The organism is Psychrobacter okhotskensis (assembly GCF_013248965.1).
Classification (GTDB): Bacteria; Pseudomonadota; Gammaproteobacteria; order Pseudomonadales; family Moraxellaceae; genus Psychrobacter; species Psychrobacter okhotskensis.
In genome coordinates, this window is the sequence record NZ_JABRVQ010000002.1 from 141,631 (window position 1) to 167,377 (window position 25,747).

General features: G+C 44.7%; 17 protein-coding genes and 2 tRNA genes. 7 read left to right on the forward strand and 12 right to left on the reverse strand.

All coding sequences use genetic code 11. The annotated features are described in order from the left end of the window. Nucleotides 1-47: 47 nt before the first annotated feature. The 3 genes from gyrA to HQR03_RS01990 form a co-directional block, all read right to left on the reverse strand. Nucleotides 48-2,897, reverse strand: a complete 2,850-nt coding sequence (gyrA, locus tag HQR03_RS01980; protein WP_025650543.1) for a DNA gyrase subunit A — start codon at nucleotides 2,895-2,897, stop codon at nucleotides 48-50. A gap of 302 nt (nucleotides 2,898-3,199) precedes the next feature. Continuing rightward, nucleotides 3,200-3,415 (reverse strand): YdcA family protein, encoded by a 216-nt coding sequence (locus HQR03_RS01985; RefSeq protein WP_227502410.1) that lies wholly within the window; start codon nucleotides 3,413-3,415, stop codon nucleotides 3,200-3,202. A 79-nt stretch (nucleotides 3,416-3,494) separates the two neighbouring features. Next, entirely contained in the window at nucleotides 3,495-5,129 is a 1,635-nt protein-coding gene (locus HQR03_RS01990) for an alpha/beta hydrolase family protein (RefSeq protein WP_025650545.1), read from the reverse strand. Nucleotides 5,130-5,553: 424 nt separating this feature from the next. Here HQR03_RS01990 and HQR03_RS01995 point away from each other — a divergent pair, with 424 nt between their 5' ends. Further along, nucleotides 5,554-6,408, forward strand: a complete 855-nt coding sequence (locus HQR03_RS01995; protein ID WP_413786418.1) for a methyltransferase domain-containing protein — start codon at nucleotides 5,554-5,556, stop codon at nucleotides 6,406-6,408. A gap of 43 nt (nucleotides 6,409-6,451) precedes the next feature. On the opposite strand, the gene HQR03_RS02000 is transcribed toward HQR03_RS01995, so the two are convergent. The 7 genes from HQR03_RS02000 to HQR03_RS02030 form a co-directional block, all read right to left on the reverse strand. Next, entirely contained in the window at nucleotides 6,452-7,792 is a 1,341-nt protein-coding gene (locus HQR03_RS02000; RefSeq protein WP_025650547.1) for an ABC transporter ATP-binding protein, read from the reverse strand. 126 nt (nucleotides 7,793-7,918) lie between these two features. After that, nucleotides 7,919-9,613: an ABC transporter permease gene (locus HQR03_RS02005; protein WP_025650548.1), complete on the reverse strand. Its 1,695-nt coding sequence runs from the start codon at nucleotides 9,611-9,613 to the stop codon at nucleotides 7,919-7,921. 158 nt (nucleotides 9,614-9,771) lie between these two features. After that, the gene (locus tag HQR03_RS02010) at nucleotides 9,772-10,896 is read right to left on the reverse strand and encodes an extracellular solute-binding protein (RefSeq protein ID WP_101211684.1); all 1,125 of its coding nucleotides are present in this window, start codon (nucleotides 10,894-10,896) and stop codon (nucleotides 9,772-9,774) included. Between the two features lie 257 nt (nucleotides 10,897-11,153). Then, nucleotides 11,154-11,930: a 16S rRNA (uracil(1498)-N(3))-methyltransferase gene (locus HQR03_RS02015; protein ID WP_101211683.1), complete on the reverse strand. Its 777-nt coding sequence runs from the start codon at nucleotides 11,928-11,930 to the stop codon at nucleotides 11,154-11,156. Continuing rightward, a complete protein-coding gene (locus tag HQR03_RS02020) occupies nucleotides 11,927-13,621 on the reverse strand; it encodes a 3-deoxy-D-manno-octulosonic acid transferase (RefSeq protein ID WP_173238954.1) in 1,695 nt (564 codons plus the stop codon). The genes HQR03_RS02015 and HQR03_RS02020 overlap by 4 nt, the downstream gene beginning before the upstream one ends. 131 nt (nucleotides 13,622-13,752) lie before the next feature. After that, nucleotides 13,753-15,306: a tetratricopeptide repeat protein gene (locus tag HQR03_RS02025; protein ID WP_173238955.1), complete on the reverse strand. Its 1,554-nt coding sequence runs from the start codon at nucleotides 15,304-15,306 to the stop codon at nucleotides 13,753-13,755. 112 nt (nucleotides 15,307-15,418) lie between these two features. Then, nucleotides 15,419-17,056 carry a cardiolipin synthase gene (locus HQR03_RS02030; protein ID WP_173238991.1) on the reverse strand — a complete coding sequence of 546 codons (1,638 nt, stop codon included), beginning with the start codon at nucleotides 17,054-17,056 and terminating at the stop codon, nucleotides 15,419-15,421. A 375-nt stretch (nucleotides 17,057-17,431) separates the two neighbouring features. Between HQR03_RS02030 and HQR03_RS02035 the strand changes: the two genes are divergently transcribed. Together HQR03_RS02035 and HQR03_RS02040 are read left to right on the forward strand one after the other, a co-directional pair. Beyond that, nucleotides 17,432-17,507, forward strand: a tRNA-Val gene (locus tag HQR03_RS02035). Between the two features lie 52 nt (nucleotides 17,508-17,559). Next, a tRNA-Asp gene (locus HQR03_RS02040) sits at nucleotides 17,560-17,636 on the forward strand. 436 nt (nucleotides 17,637-18,072) lie between these two features. Here HQR03_RS02040 and HQR03_RS02045 read toward each other — a convergent pair. Next, nucleotides 18,073-20,346, reverse strand: coding sequence for a nitric-oxide reductase large subunit (locus HQR03_RS02045; RefSeq protein WP_173238956.1), 2,274 nt, complete (start codon nucleotides 20,344-20,346; stop codon nucleotides 18,073-18,075). Nucleotides 20,347-20,881: 535 nt separating this feature from the next. On the opposite strand from HQR03_RS02045, the gene HQR03_RS02050 reads away from it, so the two are divergent. The 3 genes from HQR03_RS02050 (at nucleotide 20,882) to HQR03_RS02060 (ending at nucleotide 23,734) form a co-directional block, all read left to right on the forward strand. Beyond that, nucleotides 20,882-21,265 carry a TehB family protein gene (locus HQR03_RS02050; RefSeq protein WP_025650555.1) on the forward strand — a complete coding sequence of 128 codons (384 nt, stop codon included), beginning with the start codon at nucleotides 20,882-20,884 and terminating at the stop codon, nucleotides 21,263-21,265. 260 nt (nucleotides 21,266-21,525) lie between these two features. Next, nucleotides 21,526-22,527 carry a D-cysteine desulfhydrase family protein gene (locus HQR03_RS02055; protein ID WP_173238957.1) on the forward strand — a complete coding sequence of 334 codons (1,002 nt, stop codon included), beginning with the start codon at nucleotides 21,526-21,528 and terminating at the stop codon, nucleotides 22,525-22,527. 241 nt (nucleotides 22,528-22,768) lie between these two features. After that, a complete protein-coding gene (locus tag HQR03_RS02060) occupies nucleotides 22,769-23,734 on the forward strand; it encodes an acyltransferase (RefSeq protein ID WP_173238958.1) in 966 nt (321 codons plus the stop codon). Between the two features lie 113 nt (nucleotides 23,735-23,847). Here HQR03_RS02060 and HQR03_RS02065 read toward each other — a convergent pair whose 3' ends face one another. Continuing rightward, entirely contained in the window at nucleotides 23,848-24,756 is a 909-nt protein-coding gene (locus tag HQR03_RS02065; RefSeq protein ID WP_025650558.1) for a pirin family protein, read from the reverse strand. Nucleotides 24,757-25,219: 463 nt separating this feature from the next. On the opposite strand from HQR03_RS02065, the gene HQR03_RS02070 reads away from it, so the two are divergent. After that, a complete protein-coding gene (locus HQR03_RS02070; protein WP_173238959.1) occupies nucleotides 25,220-25,690 on the forward strand; it encodes a hemerythrin domain-containing protein in 471 nt (156 codons plus the stop codon). Nucleotides 25,691-25,747 lie beyond the last annotated feature (57 nt).

Sequence of the window (25,747 nt, forward strand, 5' to 3'; positions counted from 1 at the left end):
ATAGAACAGTTATGAAAACTAAACTAAAAAGCTAGGCACTGAAACATTTATTCGTCATCGTCTGTGTTTTCGTTGTCAGTACTGTCATTATCCAAGGTAGGATCATTGGCAATATCGATAACATCGTTGACATCAGTCGTCGCTGTGTCGCCAGTTGCCGCATCAATATCTATCTGCTCTTGACCTTCCACATCAAACGTACCGTCTTCTCTCATGGCATCGATTAGCTCGTCGTCACTTTCTTCGTGATCAACACGCGCCATCGCCACCAGTTTTTCATCTTTTGACAGACGAATCAGCGTGACACCTTGCGTATTACGACCAGAGCTGGCCACATGCTGGACTGGCGTGCGCACTAATGTGCCTTTGTCAGAGATTAAGATAATGTCGTCTTCAGGATCAACCTTGGTCGCCCGTACTAATGCCCCATTACGCGTGCTAGTTTTGATAGCGATAACACCGCCACCGCCACGATTTTGCGTATTGAACTCATCGATCAAGGTACGCTTACCAAAGCCATTTTCACAAGCAATTAAGATTTCGAGTACATCATCTTCAATGACAACCAATGATTTGATAAATTCATCAGCAGCCAGACGCATACCACGGACACCTTTAGCGGTACGGCCCATAGCGCGAGCATCATTTTCATCAAAACGAATGGCTTTACCACTTGAAGCAAATAGCATGACTTCTTGGCTACCGCTAGTGATACGCGCGCTTACCAACTTATCACCGTCTTCTAAACCAACGGCAATCAAGCCATTCGAGCGAATATTGGCAAATTGCTTAAGCTCGACACGCTTCACTGTGCCATTGGCCGTTGCAAAGAATACAAAAGGTGGCTCTGCTTGCGTGCTATCCTCTAAATTATTATCTTCTGATAAGCTGTCATCGCCGTCTACTAGAGCGCTTGTTAATGACATCTCATCTTTTACCGACAATTCTTCTACGATTTTTGGAATAGGCAAGATGGTTGTCACGGTTTCATCAGGATTTAATCCGATTAAATTCACTAATGGACGACCACGGGCACCGCGACTGGCAATCGGCACTTCAAACCCACGTAGGCTAAAGACGCGACCGGTATCCGTAAAGCAAAGTACGGTGGCATGCGTTGAGGTCACAACTAAGTGATCAATCACATCGTCTTCTTTCATTGCAGTGGCTGACTTGCCTTTACCACCACGTTTTTGTGCCACATAATCATCAATTGGCTGCGTTTTTGCATAACCGGTACGAGAAACCGTCATTACCACGGTTTGCTCAGGGATAAGGTCTTCACGATTAAAGTCCATACGTGAGTCAATAATATCGGTACGACGCTCATCACCAAAGTTTTCACGAATCTCAATCATCTCATTTGAAATAATGGACATCAGCTTATCGAAATCACCAAGAATAGATTCTAAGTGCGCGATTTCACGCAATAAGTCTTGGTATTCTTCAGTTAATTTGTCCTGCTCAAGACCCGTCAAACGATGCAGCTGCATGTCTAAAATGGCATTGACCTGCTCAAGTGACAAACGATAGCTTTCTTGATTATCAATCAGACCAAACGGTGCTTTTGGATCTTCGCCTTCGATAAAGTCTGGACGTACTGACTGGCTACCAGCAGCGGTCAACATCGCCACGACGCTACCTGAACCCCATGTATTATTTAGCAGGTTTTCACGTGCCAAGCCACGGTTTGCAGAGGATTTAATCGTCGCAATAATCTCATCAATATTCGCAAGTGCAACGGTTAAGCCTTCAAGCAAATGACCACGAACGCGTGCTTTATTAAGCTCATAAATGGTACGACGCGTGACCACTTCTTGACGATGGCGGACAAAGGCGGCAATTAACTGACGTAAGGTCAATAGCTTAGGCTGGCCGTTATCCAATGCCACCATATTGATACTAAAGCTAGATTCAAGCGGTGTCTGCAGGAACAAATTATTGACGATTACTTCGGCTGTTTCACCGCGACGTAAATCAATGGCGATACGCATACCGTCTTTATCAGACTCATCACGAATCTCAGTAATACCTTCGATTTTTTTGTCACGTACCAGCTCGGCGATACGCTCAATCAGCTTGGCTTTATTGGTCTGATAAGGCACTTCGGTAAAGACAATACGCTCACGGTCACGGTTGACACCAGTATCACTCATCGCTTCAATAATATAGCGGCCGCGCACATGCAGGCGGCCTTTACCAGTGCGGTAAGCATCTAAAATACCAGCGCGACCATAGATGATACCGCCCGTAGGAAAGTCAGGACCAGAGATATGCGTCATCAGCTCTTCGGCTGATATTTGTGGGTTTTCGGCATACGCTAAGCAGGCATTAATGACCTCGGTTAGGTTATGCGGCGCCATATTGGTCGCCATCCCGACCGCAATACCAGTCGCACCATTGACCAGCAAGTTAGGAACACGCGCTGGCAACACGCTTGGCATACGCTCAGAGCCATCGTAGTTGTCTTCCCAATCGACGGTATCTTTGTCCAAGTCAGCCAGCATCTGATGGGTCAGCTTGGTCATACGTACTTCGGTATAACGCATGGCAGCCGGTGGATCATCATCAATCGAGCCAAAGTTACCTTGACCATCAACCATCGGGTAACGCAAGCTAAAGTCCTGCGCCATCCGTACAATCGCATCATAGACCGCACTATCGCCATGCGGGTGATATTTACCGATGACATCACCGACCACACGCGCCGACTTCTTATAAGCTTTATTATAGTCATTAGACAATACGTGCATCGCATACATCACACGGCGATGCACTGGCTTGAACCCATCACGCACATCAGGCAGCGCGCGCGAGACGATCACGCTCATCGCATAATCCAAATAGGATTGCTTTAATTCATCCACGATGGCAATAGGACTGATCGAGTCGCTCATATACACTCCTTCACTCACATACTTTCGCTATAGGTTGCACGCCTCAAAAGTGCTTACGCTGATACAAAAATATAGCGGCACAAACGCGCAACTATGATTGCTTTATCAACGCTGAAAAGCACCATCAGACGGGCAAAACCATAGGAAAATGGCGATACGGTTTTTGTTAAAAGTAATGTTTAATAAAAGAAGCCATTTTAGCACAAATTTGTTGATTTAGGGGGTTCTGACTGTCATAAAAATCAAGCAAAACAGCTCATTAGCGCTAATTTTTTAATCTGGTAATATCTACCAAAACGACTTTAACGACATACTTGTTTAGACTGGCTAATTTTGCCATTTTTGCATACAAACTTGCCCTCTTTTGAGCAATGCGAGATGCCGCCCATCTTACCAGAGCAAGGGGTATTTTTTGCTTGTGCTTGGCTCATAGAAGACAGTACAAAGGTCAAGGCCAGCAAAGATAGCATCATTGATTTCATCGTTTTATTCTTCCAAAAGCTCATTGGTTTACCCATAAAAAACTGCACCCACTAGGATGCAGTCTTTTAGTCTATGGTATGTCTTTACGCTTAAACCCTTTATGCCCAAATATTCTTAAGATTGGTTAAAATTTTGCGCAAAGAACTCACGGGTAGCTTGCGTACAGGCAGGACTGACTAAGCCACCATGATAGTTGCTATAAAAAGCCAGTAAGCTGTTTTGACCTTGTGCTTCGGCATCTGCCTTCACTTTAGCCACACTACTACTAAAGTTGGTTTGCACACTGGTGACCACAGTGTTGGCATTCCACTTGTTCATTGATGCCTGACCAATCATTGTAAGGCTCGGCTGGTCTGGACGACTATCCGCATTATCGGTATCTACATCTAATACCGTCACATTAAGTTTAACTGCAGGATTGTTGGTACTGGCTGCTTGCAATAATTTTGCCATAGAGCCGGTGTTTATATCATAATAGACGGTCGGATCTTGATTACCACCGCAGATGAGTGTTGGCATTTTTGGCACATAGCCACGTAGGTCGTTGTCTTTTAGCGCTTTACGCAGATTATTCTGCGGATTGGCAGCAGGTAAATCATTGCCATTTTCTGCAAATAGCCCATCAGGATTGTTGATGGTATCCGTCACATAAGCCGCGCGGAAATCAGATTTTATCAAGTAATCATTGTCATCATAACCACCCAAAAATGAGAATATAGAACCTTTGGACAAACCATCCAATACTGGATTCGTCGGCGTCTTTTGAAACAACGCATTGTTTGGTAATTTACCAGCCGCTACCAATTCGCCAAATGGTGAATCACTTGGTAATTGCGCACTGGCATACTTATCCAAAAAGATATCGGATTTATCTTGATAGATATTGCCGTACTTTTCTTGCAAGCCAATACCAAGCAAGGGCGCAAACCGAGAAGCGCCAATATTGACATTGCCTCTAAAGATGTCATCACCAAAGGCCGCCAAGGCATAAGGGCCGGAAGATGGTGCTATCGCCGTAATAGGTTTGTTTTGTGACTCTAGCAATCTAGCGGTTGCCATAACCACATAGCCACCCTGCGAGTAACCAGCGAGAAACAATTTACCTGAGTCATCAATCTTGAGGTAATTGGCATCGTTGGCACGTTTTTTTCTGTCAATGATTGAGCGGGCGCTGTCTAAGGCGTCGACCATATCCGTAGACTGTTGCTGGGCAACCAGATAAGGGTGATAATCAAGCTCTGATTCATCGTAGCCTGCATAGTTTGGCGCTACGACGATATAACCTTGGGCAGCAAAGTTCGCAGCGATTAACGTCGATTCGCCAACCGCCGGATTGTTTAGGTTGCCTACTTGATTAAAGTCATAAGACTTCTCAGTGGTCGTACCATGGGCATATAATAATACTGGACGGTCGCCTTGGCATTCAGCCGCATCGCCAGTCGGTACCATCAATGCCGCTGTCGCTGTGGTATCTTCATCGGCAGCACCTTTGGTATCATAGCTGACCTTTTCTATAGTCACGCCGCATTTGGCCGCTGGCGTTGCGCTATTACCAAAGCCACTGTCTATTTGGCTCGTACTAAAACTTTTTACAAACTTTGACGTGGCTGACGAGGTATCTGAATCAACAGCGTCAAAATCGTTATCGTCGCCACAACCGACGAGTAATAAACTACTCGCAATGGCAACTGAGAGCAAACAACGTGACATGACAGGCTTATTTATAATAGAGGAAGAGGCGATAATCATAATTGCTATCCTTAGCAGTAATAAAACAGAAGAGTGCCAAGCGTCCTTGGCAGTAGATAGAAGTCGTTTGACAGTGTTGATTTAATCAGAGTATTTGATGACAGTTAATGCATCAGCAATGTGTCTGATACCTTACTATATATACCGTAAAAAGTGAGCAAAAGCTACCGGAAAACATGCTCTTGAACATCACAATTGTCCTCGCAACGCTAATACTTTTAGCCATGAGGTTCACGATACCAGAGAGGTCAGCACTCCTGCTTACATGTCATAGGCTTTGTTTACATGATTTTGCCTTGATACTATCCACCCAACCCCTACTCCTTAGACAGTGTAAACCCTTATGCCAAGTGATATGAAAAACAGTACAAACGACAAGCAAGCAATAACAGAATCTCTGCAACACTCTATCCAAGCAGAAGAGATGCGCAGTGATCGTAGCTTCGATGCGATTGCCGATCATTTTGAAAAAAAGGTCTACGGTGGTCTTAAAGGCGACATTCGGCTGGCAGTATTGCGCCGTGATATCTTTGACTATACGGCGCAGATGAGCAAAGAGCTTGGGCGGCCTTTACGGATTTTAGATGTGGGTGCGGGGCTGGCTCAGATTGCGATTGAGCTTGCCGCTCAAGGCCATAGCGTGGTCATCAATGACATCTCTGCCAATATGTTAGAGAAAGCAAAAGCGAGCACCGCAGAAATCGATAAGAATCTACATATACGCTGGTATGTTTGCCCGTATCAAGAGCTTGAGGACAAATTGGCGATAGATAAACTGGCAATAGACAACTGGCAAAATAAAGGCAGTGGGGCTGATAATACTGAAAACGCAGCTAAGTTTGATTTGATAATGTCACACGCCCTACTCGAATGGCTCGCAGAACCAGCCGCTATCATGGACTTTTTTGACCGCCAATTGGCTGAGCATGGCGCACTGTCGCTCTGCTTTTATAATCCAGCGAGCTTTGACTATCGTAATCTGATTATGGGTAATTTTAATCTGCTCGATAACACGGATTATAAGGCTGACAATAAAAAAAGCCTGACCCCTAATCATCCAGTCGCCAAGGAAGAAGTCGAGTCTTGGTTAGAAGCTCATCATTACCAAACGATTCTAACCAGTGGCTTGCGCGTGTTTCATGATTATGCGCCGCTCAAACGCGGCGGTCACAACGATCCTGATGCAGTCATACGCATGGAGCTACGCTACTCACAACGAGAGCCGTATAAATGGCTGGGTCGTTACCTGCATATCATGGCAACTCGGCAAGTTGCTTAAGTGGAATGATAACGAGCATCTAAAGTAGCGTTTGTTAAAGCGACTATCTGGCTTCTGCCACGCGCTCGGACCGATCGTACTCTGACCACGTCGTCGCATTGATGTCTTTTTCATCAAAGACAACGACATGCTCAAGTATGGGCAAAATCCCAATTTGCGAGCCAATCTCATGATTATGATGACTGGCGACCAAGGACAAAACCGTCTGCCCATCATCGAGTTGCAAGCGATACAGATAATTAGCACCGCGAAAGACACGCCCCACTACTAAAGCGGTTCGGGGACTGTCATCATCATGAATAATATCGTCAGGACGGACCAGCACCTTAATCGGTGTGCCGTTGGGATAGTCGTACTCGCAATACTGCGGCTGTCCCGACTCATCATAGACTTCCATACGACGATAGATATCACCAAGTGCAGTCTCAACGTGACCTTCCTTGATGATGCCGTCTATCATTGCGCCTTCGCCGACGAACTCAGCAACGAACGGACTGACTGGCTCATGATATAGCTCGCTTGGTGTCGCCCATTGTACCAGTCGACCTTTATCCATGACCCCTACTTTATCTGCCAGCGCAAAAGCCTCGTTTTGATCATGAGTCACCAAAATAGCGGTAGTATTGGTACGTTTGAGAATATCGCGGACATTCATGGCCAATGACTCGCGAAGCACCACATCCAAATTAGAAAACGGCTCATCGAGTAGCAAAAGCTTGGGCTTCGGTGCTAACGCGCGTGCCAAAGCAACGCGTTGTTGCTGACCACCTGAGAGCTCATTGGGGCGTTTATTAGCATGCTCCGTCAATTCAACGAGGCTTAGCATCTCAGCCACGCGGGCTTTTTTGTCGGCTGCTGACCATTTATTGAGACCAAAAGCGATGTTTTTTGCCACGCTTAAATGCCCGAATAACGCATAATCTTGAAACACCATGCCCATGCCACGCTTGGCTGGCGCGACGGCGAACGAGGTCGTCGGTGTCTGTTCTGTCAAGCGTTGGTTATTTAAGCCAATCGTGCCGCGCCGACTTTGCTCTAGCCCTGCAATGGCTCGTAATGCTGTGGTCTTGCCGCAGCCGCTATAACCCAAAAAGCAGCCAATCTCACCTTGCTGCAAGCTTAGCGATAGTCCATTAACGATGATGGTATCGTCATAACCGACAATTAAATCTTGGACGCTAAAGTAAGGATTGGTGGCGATATTGGTCTCAGTATGTGCGCTAGAATGACCATCATGCTTAGCGATATTATTATGCTGTACTTGATAGGCTTCATCTGTTGATACTGGTGATTTTTTTACATTGCCAGCACGCACTTCCATTTTAGCCGTAGCCGACTTAGGATTGGCTGGGTCTGTTGAGTCTTTAATCAAGTCAGTATACATAGACGGTACCAGTAAGCTATTAGTGAATAAAACCAATAAATAAAACGGTAAAAATTATGGTGCTAATGAATCCTTGAGCGCGAGCAACTCTGTCTTTAACTTATTAAATAATAAACTGCGCTCAACTTACCTTTGCTTATCACTTTGACGTAGCAATATCCAAACAGGGATAAGACCGACCAGCACAATCAGTAAGCTTGGCAATGCTGCCCTGCCCCACATGCCTTCGCTGGTCATCTCAAACACCCGCACTGCTAGCGTATCCCAGCCCTGCCGCCTTGTCATCAAGGTGATTGGCATCTCTTTCATCACTTCGACAAAGCCCATCAGTAATGCCGTTAGCACCCCAGGGCTGAGTACGGGCAACATCACTTGTCGCCAGCGCTGATAAGGGCTGTCACTGAGCAATTTAGCCGCCGCTTCTTGATTGACAGTCAGTCGTTGTAACTGCCGATCGACTGGCTGAAAGCTTACAGTCATAAAGCGCGTCGATAAAGCAAGGAGCATTACAATCACACTACCAGACAGCACTTGTTGCGAGGTTATACCAAAAGCAATCAGCTGATTGTCAAGCCAAGCAATCGGAATAAATATGCCAACAGCTAATACTGTTCCCGGCACCACATAGCCTAGATTGGATAAAGTGGTCATGAGCTTGGTTGATTTATCAGGATATTGGCGCTTAATCCACGCAATGATGACTGCCAAGCAAGCAATAAAAATGGTGGTCATGCTCGCAATCATGAGACTGTTGGTGACAAAATCAATATAACGAGCGTCAAAATCTTGGCGGAAGTTTAACGCCGTCCAGTAGATGAGCTGCAAGAACGGTATTAAAAAGGCCAGCAAAAACACCAGTGTGCACAGTAACGTCATAGCCAATTTAGCAGACGTGCTGGCTTCAAAACGTTGATTATTGCCTTGAGTCACTGTATTGCCGCGTTTGCCTTGCCAATACTGCTCAAACAATACCACGATAAATACCACACCGATTAACAAAGCGGCCAACTGGGCGGCTGTCGTTAGACTAAAGAAGCCAAACCAAGCCTTATAAATAGCCGTCGTAAAGGTATCAACATTGAAGACTGAAACCGCGCCAAAATCTGCAAGCGTTTCCATACTGGCAAGTAACAAGCCGCCAATGACCCACGGCAAGGCCTGTGGTAATGCCAAGCGAAAAAACACGCGACTGCGGCTTAAACCAAGCATTTGACCCGCTTCAATCGCCCGCCTGCCTTGTGATAAAAAGGCCTGACGCGCCAGCAAATAAACGTAGGGATAAAAAGCCAGTGACAACACCAAGCCTGCGCCCCAGACATTGCGTACCGACGGAATAGCTGTATCGATACCCAGTTCTCGCAAACCTGTCTGTAGCGGTCCACTAAAATCAACAATACCAACGGTGACAAATGCCAGCACATAAGCCGGTATCGCGAGCGGTAGCATCAGAGCCCACGAAAAAAAGCGCTGTCCGGGAAAGCGATACATGCTGGTGAGCCAAGCAAGTGCAGTGCCGATACTGCCAGAAATGACCGTCACCATGACCAATAAAATCGCGGTATTTTTGAAAACTTGCGGCAATACATACTCGCGCATATGCGTCCAGATGTCTGCCACTGGCTGCGTCCATGACAGCAGGACGATGAGAATTGGTACCAGCATAAACAACGAAATCAGTCCTAGGACTGATTTTGAGAGGATACGTTTGCGAACGGCATGGTCTTGACTAACAGCTTGGTTACTATGGTTACCATTATTGCTATTGTTATTGTCGTTGACTGTTTCATCTTGACGAACAGACGCGTCTGGCGTTGTGATCATATCATTATTACCGTGTCATACGCATAGAGATCCTAACTTAGCCAGCGCATACCCAAATAGCACGTTCACACTGTCAAACTCATTTAGCCTACTAAACGTAGTGCTGCATTTGTCTTTTGGCTACTGTGCTTTTTAGGTATGGCAGGGTTTAAGAGGCTCTATTTATAACCTGCTTTGTCCATCATTTGAATCGCTTGGGTTTGCAGCTCGCCAAACTTTTGCACGCTGATGTCGTCTTTTTTGAATTCGCCCCATGATCTGAGCATATCTGACTCATCGACGCCTTCTTTGACTGGATATTCTTTATCAGAGCTGGCGTAGAGACCTTGGGCTTTATCCGACGACAACCATTCCATCAATTTAAGCGCGCCATCAGGATTGTCTGAGTCTGTGACCACACCCGCCCCAGAGATATTCACGTGAGTACCAGTAGTGCCTTGGTTTGCCCAAAAGACTTTGACAGGGAAATTCGGCTGCTCATCGAGCAAGCGACCGTAGTAATAACTGTTAGACAGGCCCACTTCACACTGACCGGCAGCGATAGCTTTTAGCATGCTAGTGTCATCACTGAAGACGTCAGTAGCCAAATTATCTACCCAACCACGAATGACGGCTTCGGTTTTTTCTTCGCCTAAGTTTTCAATCATACTGGCAACCAATGACTGGTTATATACAGAGTTCGAGGTGCGCAAACAAAGCTTGCCTTTCCATTTTGGGTCGGCCAAATCTGCATAAGTGGATAACTGGTCGGCGCTGACTTTACTTGGGTCATACATGATAGTACGCGCACGTAATGACAGACCCGTCCACTGACCTTTTGGATCACGATATTTTGCAGGCACATTGGCCTCTAAAACCGTCGATGCCACTGGTTGGAGCAAACCTTGCTCAGCCGCTTGCCATAAATTACCTGCATCTACAGTCAATAGCATATCCGCTGGCGTATTTTTGCCTTCCGCTTGCAAACGTGCCATCAGCGGACCACTCTTATCGGTCACCAGTTCAATATTGACGCCCGTCTCTTTCGTATAGCGGTCTAGCAAGGGCTTGATCAGCTGCTCGTTACGTGATGAGTAGATCGTAATCGTCTGTCCCTCAGCACTCGTCGCGCCATCATTCGCCACTTCTTGCTCGCTACTCGCTGCTGAGCCTTCCGCCTCAACGCTCTCTTCCGTCGTAGAGGAATTGCTACAACCTGCAAGTCCTAACATCATGCCAAATACGGCAATAGGTAAAGTAAGCTTGGTAGAAGGTAAATTTGCGCTGAAAGCTTTCAATGACATAGTTTTCCCCATTAATGGTGCTACAGATAATTGAGATAAAAAATCGTTATCAATTACTAATAATCAAGATTAATAACCGCATAATATCTGAAAACAACATACTAATAGAAATGAGATTAATTATCAATACATTTATTTAACTGGATAAACTGGTATTTATTTGGCTAAGCCCTTGCTTTTACAACGCAATTTTTGACTTAATTTCTGCTCAGCAGTTGTTTATTTAATCCATCTTTATCGCTGCTATTGCCCCAAACTTATAATAACCACTGACCTAAAATTGCATTGACTGCTGCTTCAGTACGTAATATGCGTGGACCTATATGCACTGCCTGACAGCCTTGCGCGGTAAGTAGCTCAACCTCATAGTCAATCCAGCCCCCTTCTGCGCCGATACAGACGAGACTGGGTAATGAGGCGCTATTAGATAAGTTGGTGTCTGCAAGCAATGTTTTATCTTGACGTGGCTTTGCTAGTCTGTGCTGCTGTACATACTGCGAAAATGACAGATCGCTGTAAGGATGCGCGACAATAGCGCGGTTAGTGATTAGACTTGCCAGCTCATCCTCGACAAAGGGTTTAAAGCGCTTTTGCAAAGTAATGCGCGGGGCAATGCTATCCACCCCTTGTTGTAAGCCCTCTAATACGAACTCATCGAGGCGACTCAACATCGGACTTTGCCAATAGCTCTTTTGTGTACGGTAGCTATTGATAAGGATAATATCACGCACACCAAGCGCCGTCATATCCATTATCAAGCGGCGCAGCACTTTTGGACGTGGCAATGCCAAGATAACAGTCAGATTTAACTTAGCAGGTGGCACAACTGACAATTGGACATCACCTAGCTGAATACAGCGAGCAGCAATCTCCTCAATAATCGCCGTACCAAGATTACCACCGAGTTGCCCGATTTTCAGCGTGTCGCCCACTTTTGCTGCCAATACATGATTGACATGGTTGATTTGCAACAGATTATTGATTATCGCAGAATCTTGCGAAAAATGTTCGGTAGGTAGTAATAGACAGTTCATAGCGTCTCTTGGCTTGCATGCTGCTCAATTACCTTTTCAATCATGGCAAACTGGCGCGTTAATACTGCTTGCTGCTGTACGGTCATCTGCTCGCCAGCTTGCCCTGCCTGTTTGGCTAATAGCGGATGGCTAAGCCAAGACTGTAGTTGATCATAAATGAGCGCCGTATCGTTAGCAGCCAATGAGGATTTTTTGCGCGAGGATTTTTGCTTACCCTTTATCTCTGAACTACTGATATCTGAGCTACTGATAGCTGAATTGGCGATATTTTCATTATTGGTAGCAACATCATTGGCAGCAACATCCTCTATCGTCGTTGGCTTTATCGTAATTGGACGATAAAACGCATTGTTTGGCTGATATAACGCGCCGACACTCGCCAGCTTATCGACCACACTTTGACACGATTGGGTTTGGCGTCCCATTAGCACTGGCGTTGCCACACTCGCTGGCTCAACTGGGTTGTGTCCGCCTACATCGACCAAAGAACCGCCCACCAACGCCACATCCGCCAATGCATACCATGTCATCAGCTCGCTCATGCTATCTGCCAAATAGACTTGCGTGTCCGCATTGATTACTTCTTCGTTACTGCGCCGTGCCATTATCAACGTGCTGTTTTGGATAAGTGTCGCTACTTCATCGAAGCGTTCAGGATGTCTGGGCACGATAATCAATAGCGTATCTGCCAGCGCTGGGTTGGACAATAGCTGCTGCTGTAATGACAGAGCGATGCTTTCTTCACCGCTATGGGTGCTGGCCGCGACCCAAATAGGACGATCAGCTATGCCCAACTCGACGGCAATACCGCTCTTTTGCTTTTGTATAGTGGCACGCTCATGTTCTTTCTTAGCAGCGCTGCTATCAATCGCTTGTACATCATCAGTTTTGCTATCAATCGTTTCATTATTAAGCATTGGTCTATTAATGACCCACTTGAGTGAGCCCGCCACCCGAATTTGCGCACTATGAGCACCCAGCTGGCGAAAGCGTTTGGCAGACTCATTGTCTTGCGCAATAATTAACGTCAGATTTTTCATCATACTGGCGCTGACAGCAGCGATTTTTTGATAGCTTGTAAATGAACTGGCTGATAGACGACCATTGACTAAGATGCTCGGAATACAATGCTCGGATAGCTTGGCTAAAATATTCGCCCACAGTTCGGTCTCTACAAATAAGGCCGCGACTGGCTGCACATGCGCTAAAAACGTCTCAATAACAGCAGGGCTATCTACAGGTACATAGCTATGGCTAAGCCGACCTTGAGCAATGTCAGCAGCGAAACGGCTGGCACCGCGGGCAAAACCTGTCTGCGTGGTATTGGTCAGCCAAATCTGATAACCCTGCGCCAACAGCATGTCAAGCAACGGCGCTACTGTATTGGTTTCACCTAAAGACACCGCGTGGCACCAGATAACGTTATTATCCATCTCAGCTTTATGGTGCATTTCAGCTTTGATATCCGCTGTTGGCGCTGCAGGATAGTGCTTGCCAAAACGCTGCGCCACTTCTTGCTGATAGTTATCGCGCTTGTGTGAGCGTCGCCAGACTTGCAGACGATATAGCGGCTTGAGTAAGCCAATGATACATTGATAATAAAAGGGTGGTTGATACACAGCTCGACTGGATAACGCGTTAGATGGAGACGCGGTAGTAGAAGGCTTGGATGGCGTAGGAGAAGATGGCATAGAACAGCCCAGATTAGTAATGAATCAGATAATACCATTCTCAAAAAACTGATGGTAAAAAACGCGACAATTCTACCTGAATTTTCTGCTTAATAATAAGCTTTTACGCAGTATGAGCTAACAAAAATCGTTTAGACAATAATTAATATTAGCACTGCCATTATTGTGACTATCGCCAGCAACAGCTGATAGCGCTTGATACTGTGTTGTTCTTGCTTTTGTGTCGTTATCAACGCTTGCGCTTGCTGCCACTGCGCCACCAAGCTGGCTGCTTCTACGTGACCATTTTGGGCAGCTTGCTCTAGCCAATACTTACCATTATTGATATCTTGCACTATACCAACCCCCTGGTAATACATCCTACTGAGTAAGCGCTGCGCTCGGCTGTCGTCTTTGCTGGCGGCCTGCTTAACCCATTCAACACCTGTCTCTGTGCCAGTGATTTTATCCGTAGCTAACCCTTCACCGAGTAGCTCATACATCGCTAGACGTAGCATAGCAGCGGTATTACCAGCATGCGCGGCTTCTCGTAGTTTTAACAACGCTTGCTCTTTTGCTGCCAAATGACGCTCTGAAAAACTAACTTGTGCACGTGGTTTGCTTTGCTTGGCAATGTGCTGTTCAAACTGCTCTAGCACTTTACAAGCTTGCTGGTATTCAGCATTACCAGCAGTTTGTGGCTGTTCAATCTCATCTAATTCTATCAATAACTGGCTAAAAATTTCTGGGGTTGGCGAAGGTTTGACAGGGACTGACGGCGAGCGATCTGACTTGGTTTGCGTTAATGCCGGTTCCAATTTAGACAGCTCAGGCTTTATCTCACCTTGTTGTTCATTCGATAAGTCTTTATTGCTTAGTCGATCCAATATTTGTGGAGCAGTAGCTTCATTCAAAGCATTTTTATTCAAATCAGCTCTATTTAAAGCATCTGCTGATGTAGCCGTTATATTCTGCTTTACTAAAGAGTGTTCACTAGTAGCGACTGTCTGAGAACTACTCTTCATGCGAATCGGGCTTAAACCTGCTTTTAAATTTGTATTGGGATTCGAAGCTGTATGGGACGTAATATCAGCTTTATTATTCTGATGGCTCGTTGCAGACGTGTGATTATTGCCAGCGCTTGGCAATCTGGCACTGACCGCTTGATACAAGCCACTAGCAACTTGCCCGCCTTGTACAGCGACAAACGGCCGGTCAATATGACCGAACAAACGCAACCCTACTGGTTCTAGGGCAAAAAATATCGGTGAGTTGACACTGTCATTAATATTGGCATTGTTATTGTCGCCATACAGTACTGCCATATGCTGATAAAAGTCATCGGCGCTCAGTGACCATGTTGGATAGCGTTTGCGCAGCTCGAACTGACCATACCAATGCGCTGTGGTTTGCCAGTGCCGTGCCAATACTTGGCCTGCATAAAACGCTAAAAACATCATGAAATTGCGATAACGTTCATCCGTTAGCAGCGTCTCTTCATCCCAATGACCCGCTTTAATCAAATCGCGACGTATCTGCGACAGCAAGGTGTCTATCCGTTGCAAGCTTGCCAGCGACTCATCCAAAACGCAATCACGTAGCTGAGTTTCGTAGGCAATGCCGCCTGCGACCGGACGATTCGCTAAGAAATCTTGCCAATAGCCTGCGGCGATATAATCAAGTGGCGTTAAAGGCGATGCAGACATAAGGCAAGCGTGTCCTTTTACAGTTCAATAGGTCATGAATAGGATGACATCGTTATGATGGCGACAGTAATGCAATGTGTAGATAGTTTACCTTAACCTAAAAGTTAAGGCGCTACAATAAAGGACTAAACAAGCGTACCACATTATCGAACAAACGCTCATAACCTGCACGCTGCTGCCATTCGGCTAAAGTCAAAAAATGACAGCTTTGCAGATAAGTCTCTTGGCAGTCAGTGATTTGAGCGACCATTTCTGGGGTATAAATCGCCAAGCTGACTTCCATATTGAGATAAAAGCTGCGCATATCGATATTTACCGTACCGAACAAACAGTAATCATCATCGATGACCACAGTTTTAGCATGCAGCAGCCCGCCTTTAAATAGCGCAATGGTCACACCTGCCTCTAGTAACTCCTCATAATACGCTTGGGATGCATGCTGTACTAAAAACGAATCAACCTTTTCGGGAACGATAATCGTCACCTCTACCCCGCGCTTAGCCGCGATCGTCAGCGCACTTGATAGCGCCTCATCAGGCACAAAGTACGGCGTGGTAATACAAATACGTTTGTTGGCGCGATGAATAACCGTCACCAATGTATTGTAAATAACATGCGCCGTCACCTGTGGTGCAGAAGGTATCAACTGCGCGACCACGCCTTCTATTATAGGCATCTGAGGTATGACTATCGACGTTGAGCCCGTATGTAGCGGCTCATCAGCGGCGATACTATCACCTAAGAACTTCACCCGGCTATTGATGTCATTGATGGTCGGATCCATCACATATAGTTTACGGGTATAGTTATTTATCCGCTGGTTTAGCTCGTCTAGATTGTTTTTGTTTTCAGCACCGATATCGGTAACCACCACCTTGGCCATCGCCGTCGCTATACTAATGGTACGATGGCTAACGCTACGTATCGCCACATCGATCCACTGTCCGACGTTTTTGTTTTGTTTAAAAAACTTAGGATCGACTAAATTAAAGCTGCCGATATAACCAATGTATTCATCAATGACCACCATCTTGCGGTGGTTACGCAGATCTGAACGTTTAAATAAGGTCTTGAACAAGCCTACTGGTAGCGACTGATGGACAAAGGCACCCACGCGCTCTAACATTCGGTGCTCATTGCTGTTAAAAAAGCTGAAACTGCCAACACTATCCGCCAATATATGACACTCGACCCCGCGCTGTACGGCAGCGACCAATGCCTCTATCACCTCTACCACCTGCCCCTTCGGATAGATAATATAAAACTCCATCAAGATGATGCTCTTTGCTGACTCAATATCATCGATCAAACGCTTAAAAATAGCATTGGGCGCGGTTAATAGCTGCATCTGATGATCGGGGAACACCCCAAAGCCTGTCCAGCGCGTCCCTATTTGGCTGACACCGCGATAGTTGTCGGGCAACAAATCTTGCCCTTTGTCAAAGACCAAATGCTCCCGCTTTGCCATATCATTCATCAGCAGGCTGGCTTGATCCACGCGTTCACGATAGCGGCGTCCGATCATTGGCTCACCCAGCAATATATAGGCAATAAATCCTACCACAGGCAAGGTATAAAGCACGGCAACCCAAGCAATCGATACACCAATATTGCGCTGTACCGATACAATCCGTAGCGTCATTAATATCATGAGCACGACATGTAATATCAGTCCCAATTCTGCAAAGTCGCCAAAAGACCATGTCGTAAAGTACTTTTCAATAGCAAAAGTGTCTATGCCCGCCTCCATCAACCAATCAATTAATACCAATCAAATAATTCAATACATGCACGTGCCACAAAGCATTATCAGTATAATAGCTTTTAGCACACACACAATAGGTAACTGCGTAGCCACTATATGGGCTAAACAAGCGCTACAATGACGACCATAAAACTAGGATAATCATCAATTTATAAAATACTTAAAATAATATTTGACAGGCAGGTGTAAATCTATATAATACACACCCACAGCAAGGGGCTTTAATTAAGTTCTATGTTATTGAAAGTTTTTATGATTCTAGAGCGTGACACCTTTAGATAGTAGAACTTTTAAGAAATCCTATTTAAAGGATTTCTCTTGCGAAGCTAAAATTGCAGTGCAATTTTTATACGCTTCTCAGGGTGATTAGCTCAGTTGGTAGAGCGTCTGCCTTACACGCAGAATGTCGGCGGTTCGAATCCGTCATCACCCACCACTCTTTTTAGCGAGTGTCTCTGTAATAAGAGAAGATGCTAAAAACGACCTAAGCAGCGGTAGTTCAGTTGGTTAGAATACCGGCCTGTCACGCCGGGGGTCGCGGGTTCGAGTCCCGTCCGCTGCGCCATATTTAAAACGAATTCGGATGTTAAATCTGAGCAAGTTTCGCCTCAAACATAACTTTGTTTGAGGTTTTTTTGTGTCTGAATTTCCACTTAAACCTTTTCTTTATAAGGGTTGGATGCTTTCTCTCTTTTCACCTTTACCAAAAAATCTACTCTTCAAAAATGCATGAATGATAAGTTTTTGCACATCCACTCTATCTTGTGGAAGTCGGTGACCAATTTCTCAGGGACCAAACGGTGACCATTTTGTGACCATGATGGTTAAAGTTTGGTGGTAGTGACCCTTAATTTAGCAAATCTATGTATGAAGAGGTTTAGTGAAAAATCCATAACTTCGTGATAAAACCCTTCTAAAAACCAGTTTCAAAATAATAAAAATCCCCGCTACTAGGCAGGGATTTTTACTCAAACACTATCTTCAATACCTACGCCCTATCATCAATCGTTCACTGGTTTGTTCGGCTGATAATTAGAGTGTGACGGTTTTGCAAACGCCAGTTTGACCACCTGCAATGCCACACAAATAGCACCAATGATAAAGATGACATCGGCAAAGGTACGGACCCAACGTAACGTTTGTAACAAGTCTTGTTGTAAGAAGCCCTCACTACGCGCGTACCATAAACCTTCGGTCATGGAAGCATGCGCTTGGAAGATACCGATGGGTAGCAAGCTGGTCGCAATCATCAATACCAAGCCTATATTTAATGCCCAAAAGCCAGTTTTGATGAGCTTTTCACTAAAAATATAGTCTGGACGAATATATCGCATTACCAGTAATACAAAACCAATCGCTAAAAATCCATATACCCCGAACAGTGCAGCATGTGAATGCACGGCAGTGGTATTTAATCCTTGTAGGTAGAATAATGATACCGGTGGATTAATCATAAAGCCAAACACCCCAGCCCCTAACATATTCCAGAAGGCGACCGCGACGAAGCACATGATAGGCCATTTTAATTTATTCATCCATGGCGCTTGACGCTGCATAGACCAATGCTCATAGCCTTCATAACCTAAGACCACTAATGGCACCACTTCTAACGCACTGAATGATGCACCGATTGCCATCACCGGTGTGGTCGTGCCGGAATAATACAAATGATGGAATGTGCCTGGTACACCGCCCAGCAAAAATAGCGCGGCAGAGGCAATAGAGCTGGCTGTGGCGATTTTCTTATTCACCAAGCCCAAGTTATAAAAAATAAAAGCAAGCGAGACCGTAGCGAATACTTCAAAGAAACCTTCTACCCATAAATGCACCACCCACCAGCGCCAGTATTCCATGATCGTTAAGTGAGTGCGCTCACCATAGAACAAGCCTGCACCATAAAATAAGCCAACACAAACAACGGAGGCAAAAAAGATAGCGAGTAAGTTCTTATCACCTTGTTCTTTAAAGGCAGGTAAACAACCACGGGTCATTAATAACAGCCAAAACAGTACGGCAACCCATTTTAAAATCTGCCAAAATCTGCCTAGGTCAATATACTCATAGCCTTGATGTCCAAACCAAAAGTTATATTTTGCGGGCAATATATCCGCTAAAGCAAAATACTGACCGGCGAAGGATCCCACTACCACGATAATTAATGAAAACCATAATATATCGACACCTAGTTTTTGATATTTAGGATCTTTCCCGCCATTGATAAGCGGTGTCAAAAATAGCCCTGCCATCAAAAACGCAGTGGCAATCCAAAATAAGGCCGACTGAATATGCCAAGTACGCACTAGCGCATAGGGGAAAAAGTCTGCAACCGGAATACCATAAAACTCTTGACCTTCGACCGTATAATGCGCGACAAAACCGCCGATAAACACCTGAAATACAAACAGTGCCACCACTAAAAAGCCGTATTTTGCGAGTGCCTTTTGAGAAGGGGTCAAAGCAACTTTGGTTAATGGATCAACGTCTGGCGTGATTTGTTTAACCTCTTCTTCTTGACGTAAGAAAGACCAGCCCCAAATCAGAAACCCTACCCCAGCGATTAAAAAGACAATACTGGCGATAGACCACATGATATTTTCTGAGGTCGGTACGTTATCGATAAGCGGCTCATGCGGCCAGTTATTCGTATAGGTAGCACCAGTACCGGGACGTTCAGCAGAAGCAATCCACGCGGTCCAAAAGAAAAAATTGGTCAGTTTTTGTCTATCAGCAGCATCCATTATGGTGTTGTTCTTCATCGCAAAGTTCTCTCGAGACTCTTGCAATGCAGGGTCATCACCATACAAGCTCATATAATAAGGCGCTATCTGATTGATAGCGGCAATCCGCGTGTCTGATAGCACGACTTGCTCGCTATCATTGACCACGCTACCACGATATTCTTTTTTCAGCTGCGCGTTCAATACCGCTTTTTGATCATCAGATGCGTCAGAAAAATTACTGCCATATAGCTCTTGTGATCTGATATCCAACCATGCTACCAGCTCTCTATGCAGCCAGTCCGCGGTCCAATCCGGCGCTTGATAAGCACCATGGCCCAATACCGAACCAAGCTGCTGACCGCCTGTGCGCTGCCATGCAGATTGACCATCTAAGATATCCTCTTCTGTTAATAAAACCTGACCAGTAGTATCGACATACTGATCTGGTATTGGTGGTGCTGTGCGATAGATTTCAACACCGCCCCACCCTAAAAATATAAATGTCACGATTAGCACGGCCAGTAAACCGAACCAATACTTCTTGTACTCACCCATGTCTCGCTCCTCCTTGCAAATAGGTCATAACCCTTAAAAATATATTAATAATGAATGTTTAAGAGTGTTTTAAGGCATCACTTATTTAAAATATAGTTGAATCACTATAAAAAAATACAGTGCTGCTGGGATGAATTTTGCGCAGCCTCTGTCAGCGCAGACACAGCACGCAAGTAAAATTTATACCAGTAGCACTGGTAATATTAGCGTATCGATTTTATGTCGAATTGACTATATGATTCCTATACTGCTAATAAGTCATGCGGTTAAATAGCTAACACCTAAGGTTATTTCAATAATCAGCAACACTGCTGTCTCAGTAATCGCAGTCCACCAAAGCCTTAAAAATAAATTATAACATTCATTTTAAATGAATGTTATAATTTATCTCAACAACATTTGATTTAATTTTAAAAACTATTCAAGCTGATCGTATAACTGTTGAAACAAGTCAATGCTACATCTGCTAATGCTAAGCTTAATGATTATTAAAATTTGATAAAAATCACTTTGTTTACTCAATCAAGGAGTTCTCATGAACCATATAATCATCCCCAGTCATTGGAAAGTAAAACGCTCTACCCATTTCTTTACCAAGGATAAAGTACCCAAAGCCCTACTCACTCACCACAATACTGCGGAGGGCGTGTATGGTCAGATTTGTGTCATGCAAGGAGAGGTCACTTTTTACGGATTTGCCAATGAAGCAGCCACCGAACCAGAACAAACCATCGTCATTAAAGCGGGACAGTTTGCGGTTAGTCCACCACAGTATTGGCACCGAGTGGAGCTGAGTGATGATGCTCAGTTTAATATTAATTTTTGGACAGAGGGCGATACGGCTAATAAATCTCTGTTTAACGCCTCTAAGATTCACAGCAAACCTATCGAAGCCTTGTTTGATAAGCCAAATGAATAAAATTGGTCTGATAACTATTTTTCTAGAAATTGAAGATAAGACAGTGTTTTTACTTAATGCCTATTCTCTATGGATTGAAACGGGCAACTTGGGCTAGGACGTGTCATCAATGAGCAGACTTATCTATCAAAATTATATATTTAATACTCTAAAAATAGCTATTCTCATGGCTAAATATTGTATGGTATTAATATTCAATAATTACTATCATAGGATAACTTCCAAGCTCATAATTTCTCTACCCATAAAGCGAATAACACATGGACTATAACCACATACCCAGACAATCATTAGGCTTCTTCCCCACCCCTTTGATAGAGCTCACCAGATTGAGTGACAAACTCGGCGGCCCTACTATCTTTATGAAACGAGATGACAATACAGGATTGGCATTGGGTGGCAACAAAACCCGTAAGCTTGAATTTATAATGGGTGACGCCCTTGCTCAGGGTGCTGATTGCGTGATTACGGCAGGCGCTGCACAATCTAATCATTGTCGCCAAACTGCTGCTGCCGTTGCAAGCTTGGGACTTGACTGCCATTTAGTATTAGGTGGAGAAGAACCTGAGCAAGCAAGTGGCAATTTATTATTGGATAAGATTTTCGGGTGTCATATTCATTGGGCAGGCGCTCATCGCAAAGGGGAAGACATTCCTAAAATCGTCGAACAGTTAAAAACACAAGGCAAAAAACCCTACGTCATCCCTTATGGTGGTTCCAATGAATTGGGTGCTTTGGCCTTTGTAGAAGCCTTTAAAGAGTTAGAGTCGCAACGTACCAGCATGGACGTCTCATTTACTCATATTGTTTTTGCCTCTAGCTCTGGTGCGACACAAGCCGGCTTGATGCTTGGCAAGAAAATGCTCAACTCGCCTGCGCAAATCGTGGGTATCAATATCGATAAAGGCGAAACAGACAAAGTGCCATTTGATCAGTATACCGTCGCGCTTGCCAATAGCACCGCTGCCCTTATCGCAGCCGACCATCAATTTTCAGAGAGCGATTTAATACTTAACTCTGATTATGTAGGCGGCGGTTATGGCGTGGTTGGTGCTTTGGAAAACGAAGCCATTGAGATGACTGCGCAAACAGAGGGAATCTTGTTAGATCCTGTTTATACGGGTCGTGCGATGGGCGGGTTAATAGATATGATTCGCACAGGTAAAATTAAGCAAACGGATCGTGTGTTATTTTGGCATACGGGCGGTGCTCCCGCTTTGTTCGCTTACTCAAGTGCGTTAGAGATTACTCAAAAACGCTAGAAAATATCGTCAGCAAGTGGATAATGATAGCTCAATTCTTCTCAAGTCCAGTTTATACGCTCATAAAAACCAGATATAGTCAGTCCTCTATAAATCAGATATGGTCTCAGGCTCGTTTAGTCTACTATTTGTAGTGCTTTCACCCGCCTTCCTTGTATCCAAATTATATTTAACCGACTATGGTTAACGCGCGTTCAGTGAACTGGAGTCATTATCAGTTAGTAGAATAAAAGGATTTAATATGCGACTGTCATCATTCATGCAAAAAATGCACAAACGCAACCCTAAACTTGGCAAAGTTGCCTCGCTTGCAACGGCCACAGGGGTACTTGCTGGTAACAGCCTAATCGTTGCACTACCGGTATGGCTAATGGGTGCTACTAAAGTCGTGACCGGTGCCGCGATCGCTGATGACACGATGATCAAAGTGACTAACTATTGGATAAATAGTAATAACGCCTTAATCGATAATATCTTGCCGGAGAAAGACTGGCGCATCAGCCTACCTGACGACGTCAATACCCAAGGCAAGTATCTACTGATGAGCAACCATCAGTCATGGGTAGATACCAGTATCGTGCAATACATTAGTGAAAACCGCTTGCCATTAACGCGCTTTTTTACCAAGTTTGAGCTGATATACATTCCTGTTATCGGTCAAGCGTTTTATTTTTTAGACTTTCCTATGATGCGTCGCCATTCTAAAGAGGCAATTGCTAAAAACCCAGCTTTACAAGGCAAAGATATCGAAGAAGCCAAACGCGCATGCGCCCTACTCAAAGACAAACCTTTTACCTTATTGAACTATTTAGAAGGCACGCGCTTTACCCAAGACAAGCATGACAAACAGCAGTCACCTTACAAGTATCTCCTCAAGCCACGTGCGGGCGGTTTATCATTAGCAATTAATGCGTTGGGTAAAGAGATGGATGGCATCTTGGATATGACCATCGTATATCCTGATGGGGTGCCGACTTACAGTGATCTGTGGAAAGGCAATATCAAACGCTTGGGTGTCGACGTACGACATGTCGAGATACCTGATGCGCTCTTTGATGCGGTCAAAAATGGCGGTTATGAGAATGATGAGGCCATCAAGGCGCAGATGTTTGCTTGGATAGAAGAGATGTGGCAGCAAAAAGACAAGCGCATTAGCGCTATGCTGGCTGAATTTGAAGCAACTCCTGCTAGTGGAAGTGCTGAATAAAAAACGTAAATAATCCACCCTATCATTCTTAGTATTCAATAAAGAAGCCCGCTAAAATTAATTTAGCGGGCTTTGCTACTTTATCATTAACGCGTTGATACTCACAATCACGCTTAAGCAGGTTGTCCAAACTTGCCATTGTGAAAGTCATTGACCGCCTGATGTAGCTCGGCTTCAGTATTCATCACAAACGGCCCCATGCGAGCGACTGGCTCGTTAAGCGGCTGGCCTGCGATTAACAAAAACCGCGCGCCATCATTAGCGCTATCCACAGTAACAGTATCACCTTTGGTTAATACAGCAAGGTTTTTGGCACGTACCGTATTATTTTTGCTGACATTTCCTTCAGCATCTCGTACTTGTAACTCACCCTCTACCACGTAGATAAAGGCATTGTGCTCGCTTGCCAAAGCCTGCTCAAAGCTGGTATTAGCCGGTAAGGTAACATCCAAGTACGTCGGATAAGTATAGTTATTGATAACAGGTCCAACCGTACCTTCGCTAGTCTCACCAGCGATGACGCGAATTTCGGTGCCATTGTCGCGGCGCTCAAGTGGCGTCGACTCTGGTGGAAACTCTTGATAATTCGGCTCACTCATTTTAGCGCTGGCAGGCAAGTTGACCCATAGCTGAAAGCCTTTTAACAAGCCCTCTTCTTGTTCTGGCATCTCTGAATGCAAGATGCCACGCCCAGCGCTCATCCACTGCACACCGCCCGGCTCGATGACACCTTCATTACCTGCATTGTCTTTATGACGCATACGACCATTGAGCAGATAGGTCACGGTCTCAAAGCCGCGATGCGGATGGGTAGGAAAGCCTGCCACATAATCATCAGCATCATCGCTCTCAAAGCAATCTAACATCAAAAACGGATCCAACGTATCCAGATGCGGCGTGCCAATAATACGCGTGAGCTTCACGCCAGCGCCATCAGAGGTTGGCATGCCAGGTAGTTGATGCATCACGGTACGGTGTTGTAGTGGGGTAAGATTATCATTGATTTTATTTGTAGTAGTCATAATCATCTTCCTATGTTTTTGCTCGGTTGTCTTTATTCGATAACACTATTATAGGTGTTGACGACCCGCAAATAAACAGGGGTAAACGCAAATTAAAGTTCTTATTTTTAGAACAATACTTGTCGTTTGGAGCAGTTTCTCAAAATTATTAGGCCTTTTTAAAATAGAGCCAATGCAAAGACGACTCTATAGTCAATTTTACATAAAATCGATAAGCTGATATTACCAGTGCTATTGGTTTTATAGTAATTCAATTATATTTATATAATTCTAGGGCGTGTCCTCATTTGAAAAGTAGAGATAAAAATGAAATAACAACCTGCCTTGATGTTTGTGTATGCTGATAGTAACAGCATCATGATTTTTAGAATGACAGTGTTAAAAATAAAAGCTTTTGAAATAAAAGCTTTTGTTTCAAAAGTATTTTACCTAATCGTTTGTAGACTTATGAAGGGGTTCAATTATGAAACGTGCCAATCAACTACAGCCATTATCACGCCAGCATCATCTTGGTCTCAACTTGTCTCGTCATGCGAAAGAATGTACTGATGCGCCAACAGAGATTGCCAAGCACTGGCATAATCTCACCGCTTATATCGACGATATGCAATATCATTTTCAGATTGAAGACAATTTAATTGCCAACGCCCTAGAGCCTTATCGAGCATCTCAACCTGAAGTAGCATCGGTATTAGAGACGCTTACTGGTCAGCATAAACGCTTGCAGACCCTGATAGATACGGGACAAAAAACAGCGAGTCAGTCTATAACGACAGAACAAGTTAGAGAGCTTGGCACGTTACTATACGACCATATTCGTTTTGAGGAGCGCGAACTGTATCCTATCGTAGAAAAGTATCTAACAGAGGATGAGCTAGATGCTGTTTATCAAACAAGCCCAGACAGTATTAAGCGCTCAGATGAGAATCGCTAGAAATTATAGTGTTTTAAAAAGGCTGTTTGCGTCGCTTCTATCGACGTTAATCGAGCA

Bases quoted from the DNA above. Each gene is read 5' to 3' on its own strand.
- gyrA (WP_025650543.1), bottom strand. From the start codon at position 2,897: ATGAGCGACTCGATCAGTCCTATTGCCATCGTGGATGAATTAAAGCAA.
- HQR03_RS01985 (WP_227502410.1), bottom strand. From the start codon at position 3,415: ATGGGTAAACCAATGAGCTTTTGGAAGAATAAAACGATGAAATCAATG.
- HQR03_RS01990 (WP_025650545.1), bottom strand. From the start codon at position 5,129: ATGATTATCGCCTCTTCCTCTATTATAAATAAGCCTGTCATGTCACGT.
- HQR03_RS01995 (WP_413786418.1), top strand. From the start codon at position 5,554: ATGCGCAGTGATCGTAGCTTCGATGCGATTGCCGATCATTTTGAAAAA.
- HQR03_RS02000 (WP_025650547.1), bottom strand. From the start codon at position 7,792: ATGTATACTGACTTGATTAAAGACTCAACAGACCCAGCCAATCCTAAG.
- HQR03_RS02005 (WP_025650548.1), bottom strand. From the start codon at position 9,613: ATGATCACAACGCCAGACGCGTCTGTTCGTCAAGATGAAACAGTCAAC.
- HQR03_RS02010 (WP_101211684.1), bottom strand. From the start codon at position 10,896: ATGTCATTGAAAGCTTTCAGCGCAAATTTACCTTCTACCAAGCTTACT.
- HQR03_RS02015 (WP_101211683.1), bottom strand. From the start codon at position 11,930: ATGAACTGTCTATTACTACCTACCGAACATTTTTCGCAAGATTCTGCG.
- HQR03_RS02020 (WP_173238954.1), bottom strand. From the start codon at position 13,621: ATGCCATCTTCTCCTACGCCATCCAAGCCTTCTACTACCGCGTCTCCA.
- HQR03_RS02025 (WP_173238955.1), bottom strand. From the start codon at position 15,306: ATGTCTGCATCGCCTTTAACGCCACTTGATTATATCGCCGCAGGCTAT.
- HQR03_RS02030 (WP_173238991.1), bottom strand. From the start codon at position 17,056: ATGGAGGCGGGCATAGACACTTTTGCTATTGAAAAGTACTTTACGACA.
- HQR03_RS02045 (WP_173238956.1), bottom strand. From the start codon at position 20,346: ATGGGTGAGTACAAGAAGTATTGGTTCGGTTTACTGGCCGTGCTAATC.
- HQR03_RS02050 (WP_025650555.1), top strand. From the start codon at position 20,882: ATGAACCATATAATCATCCCCAGTCATTGGAAAGTAAAACGCTCTACC.
- HQR03_RS02055 (WP_173238957.1), top strand. From the start codon at position 21,526: ATGGACTATAACCACATACCCAGACAATCATTAGGCTTCTTCCCCACC.
- HQR03_RS02060 (WP_173238958.1), top strand. From the start codon at position 22,769: ATGCGACTGTCATCATTCATGCAAAAAATGCACAAACGCAACCCTAAA.
- HQR03_RS02065 (WP_025650558.1), bottom strand. From the start codon at position 24,756: ATGACTACTACAAATAAAATCAATGATAATCTTACCCCACTACAACAC.
- HQR03_RS02070 (WP_173238959.1), top strand. From the start codon at position 25,220: ATGAAACGTGCCAATCAACTACAGCCATTATCACGCCAGCATCATCTT.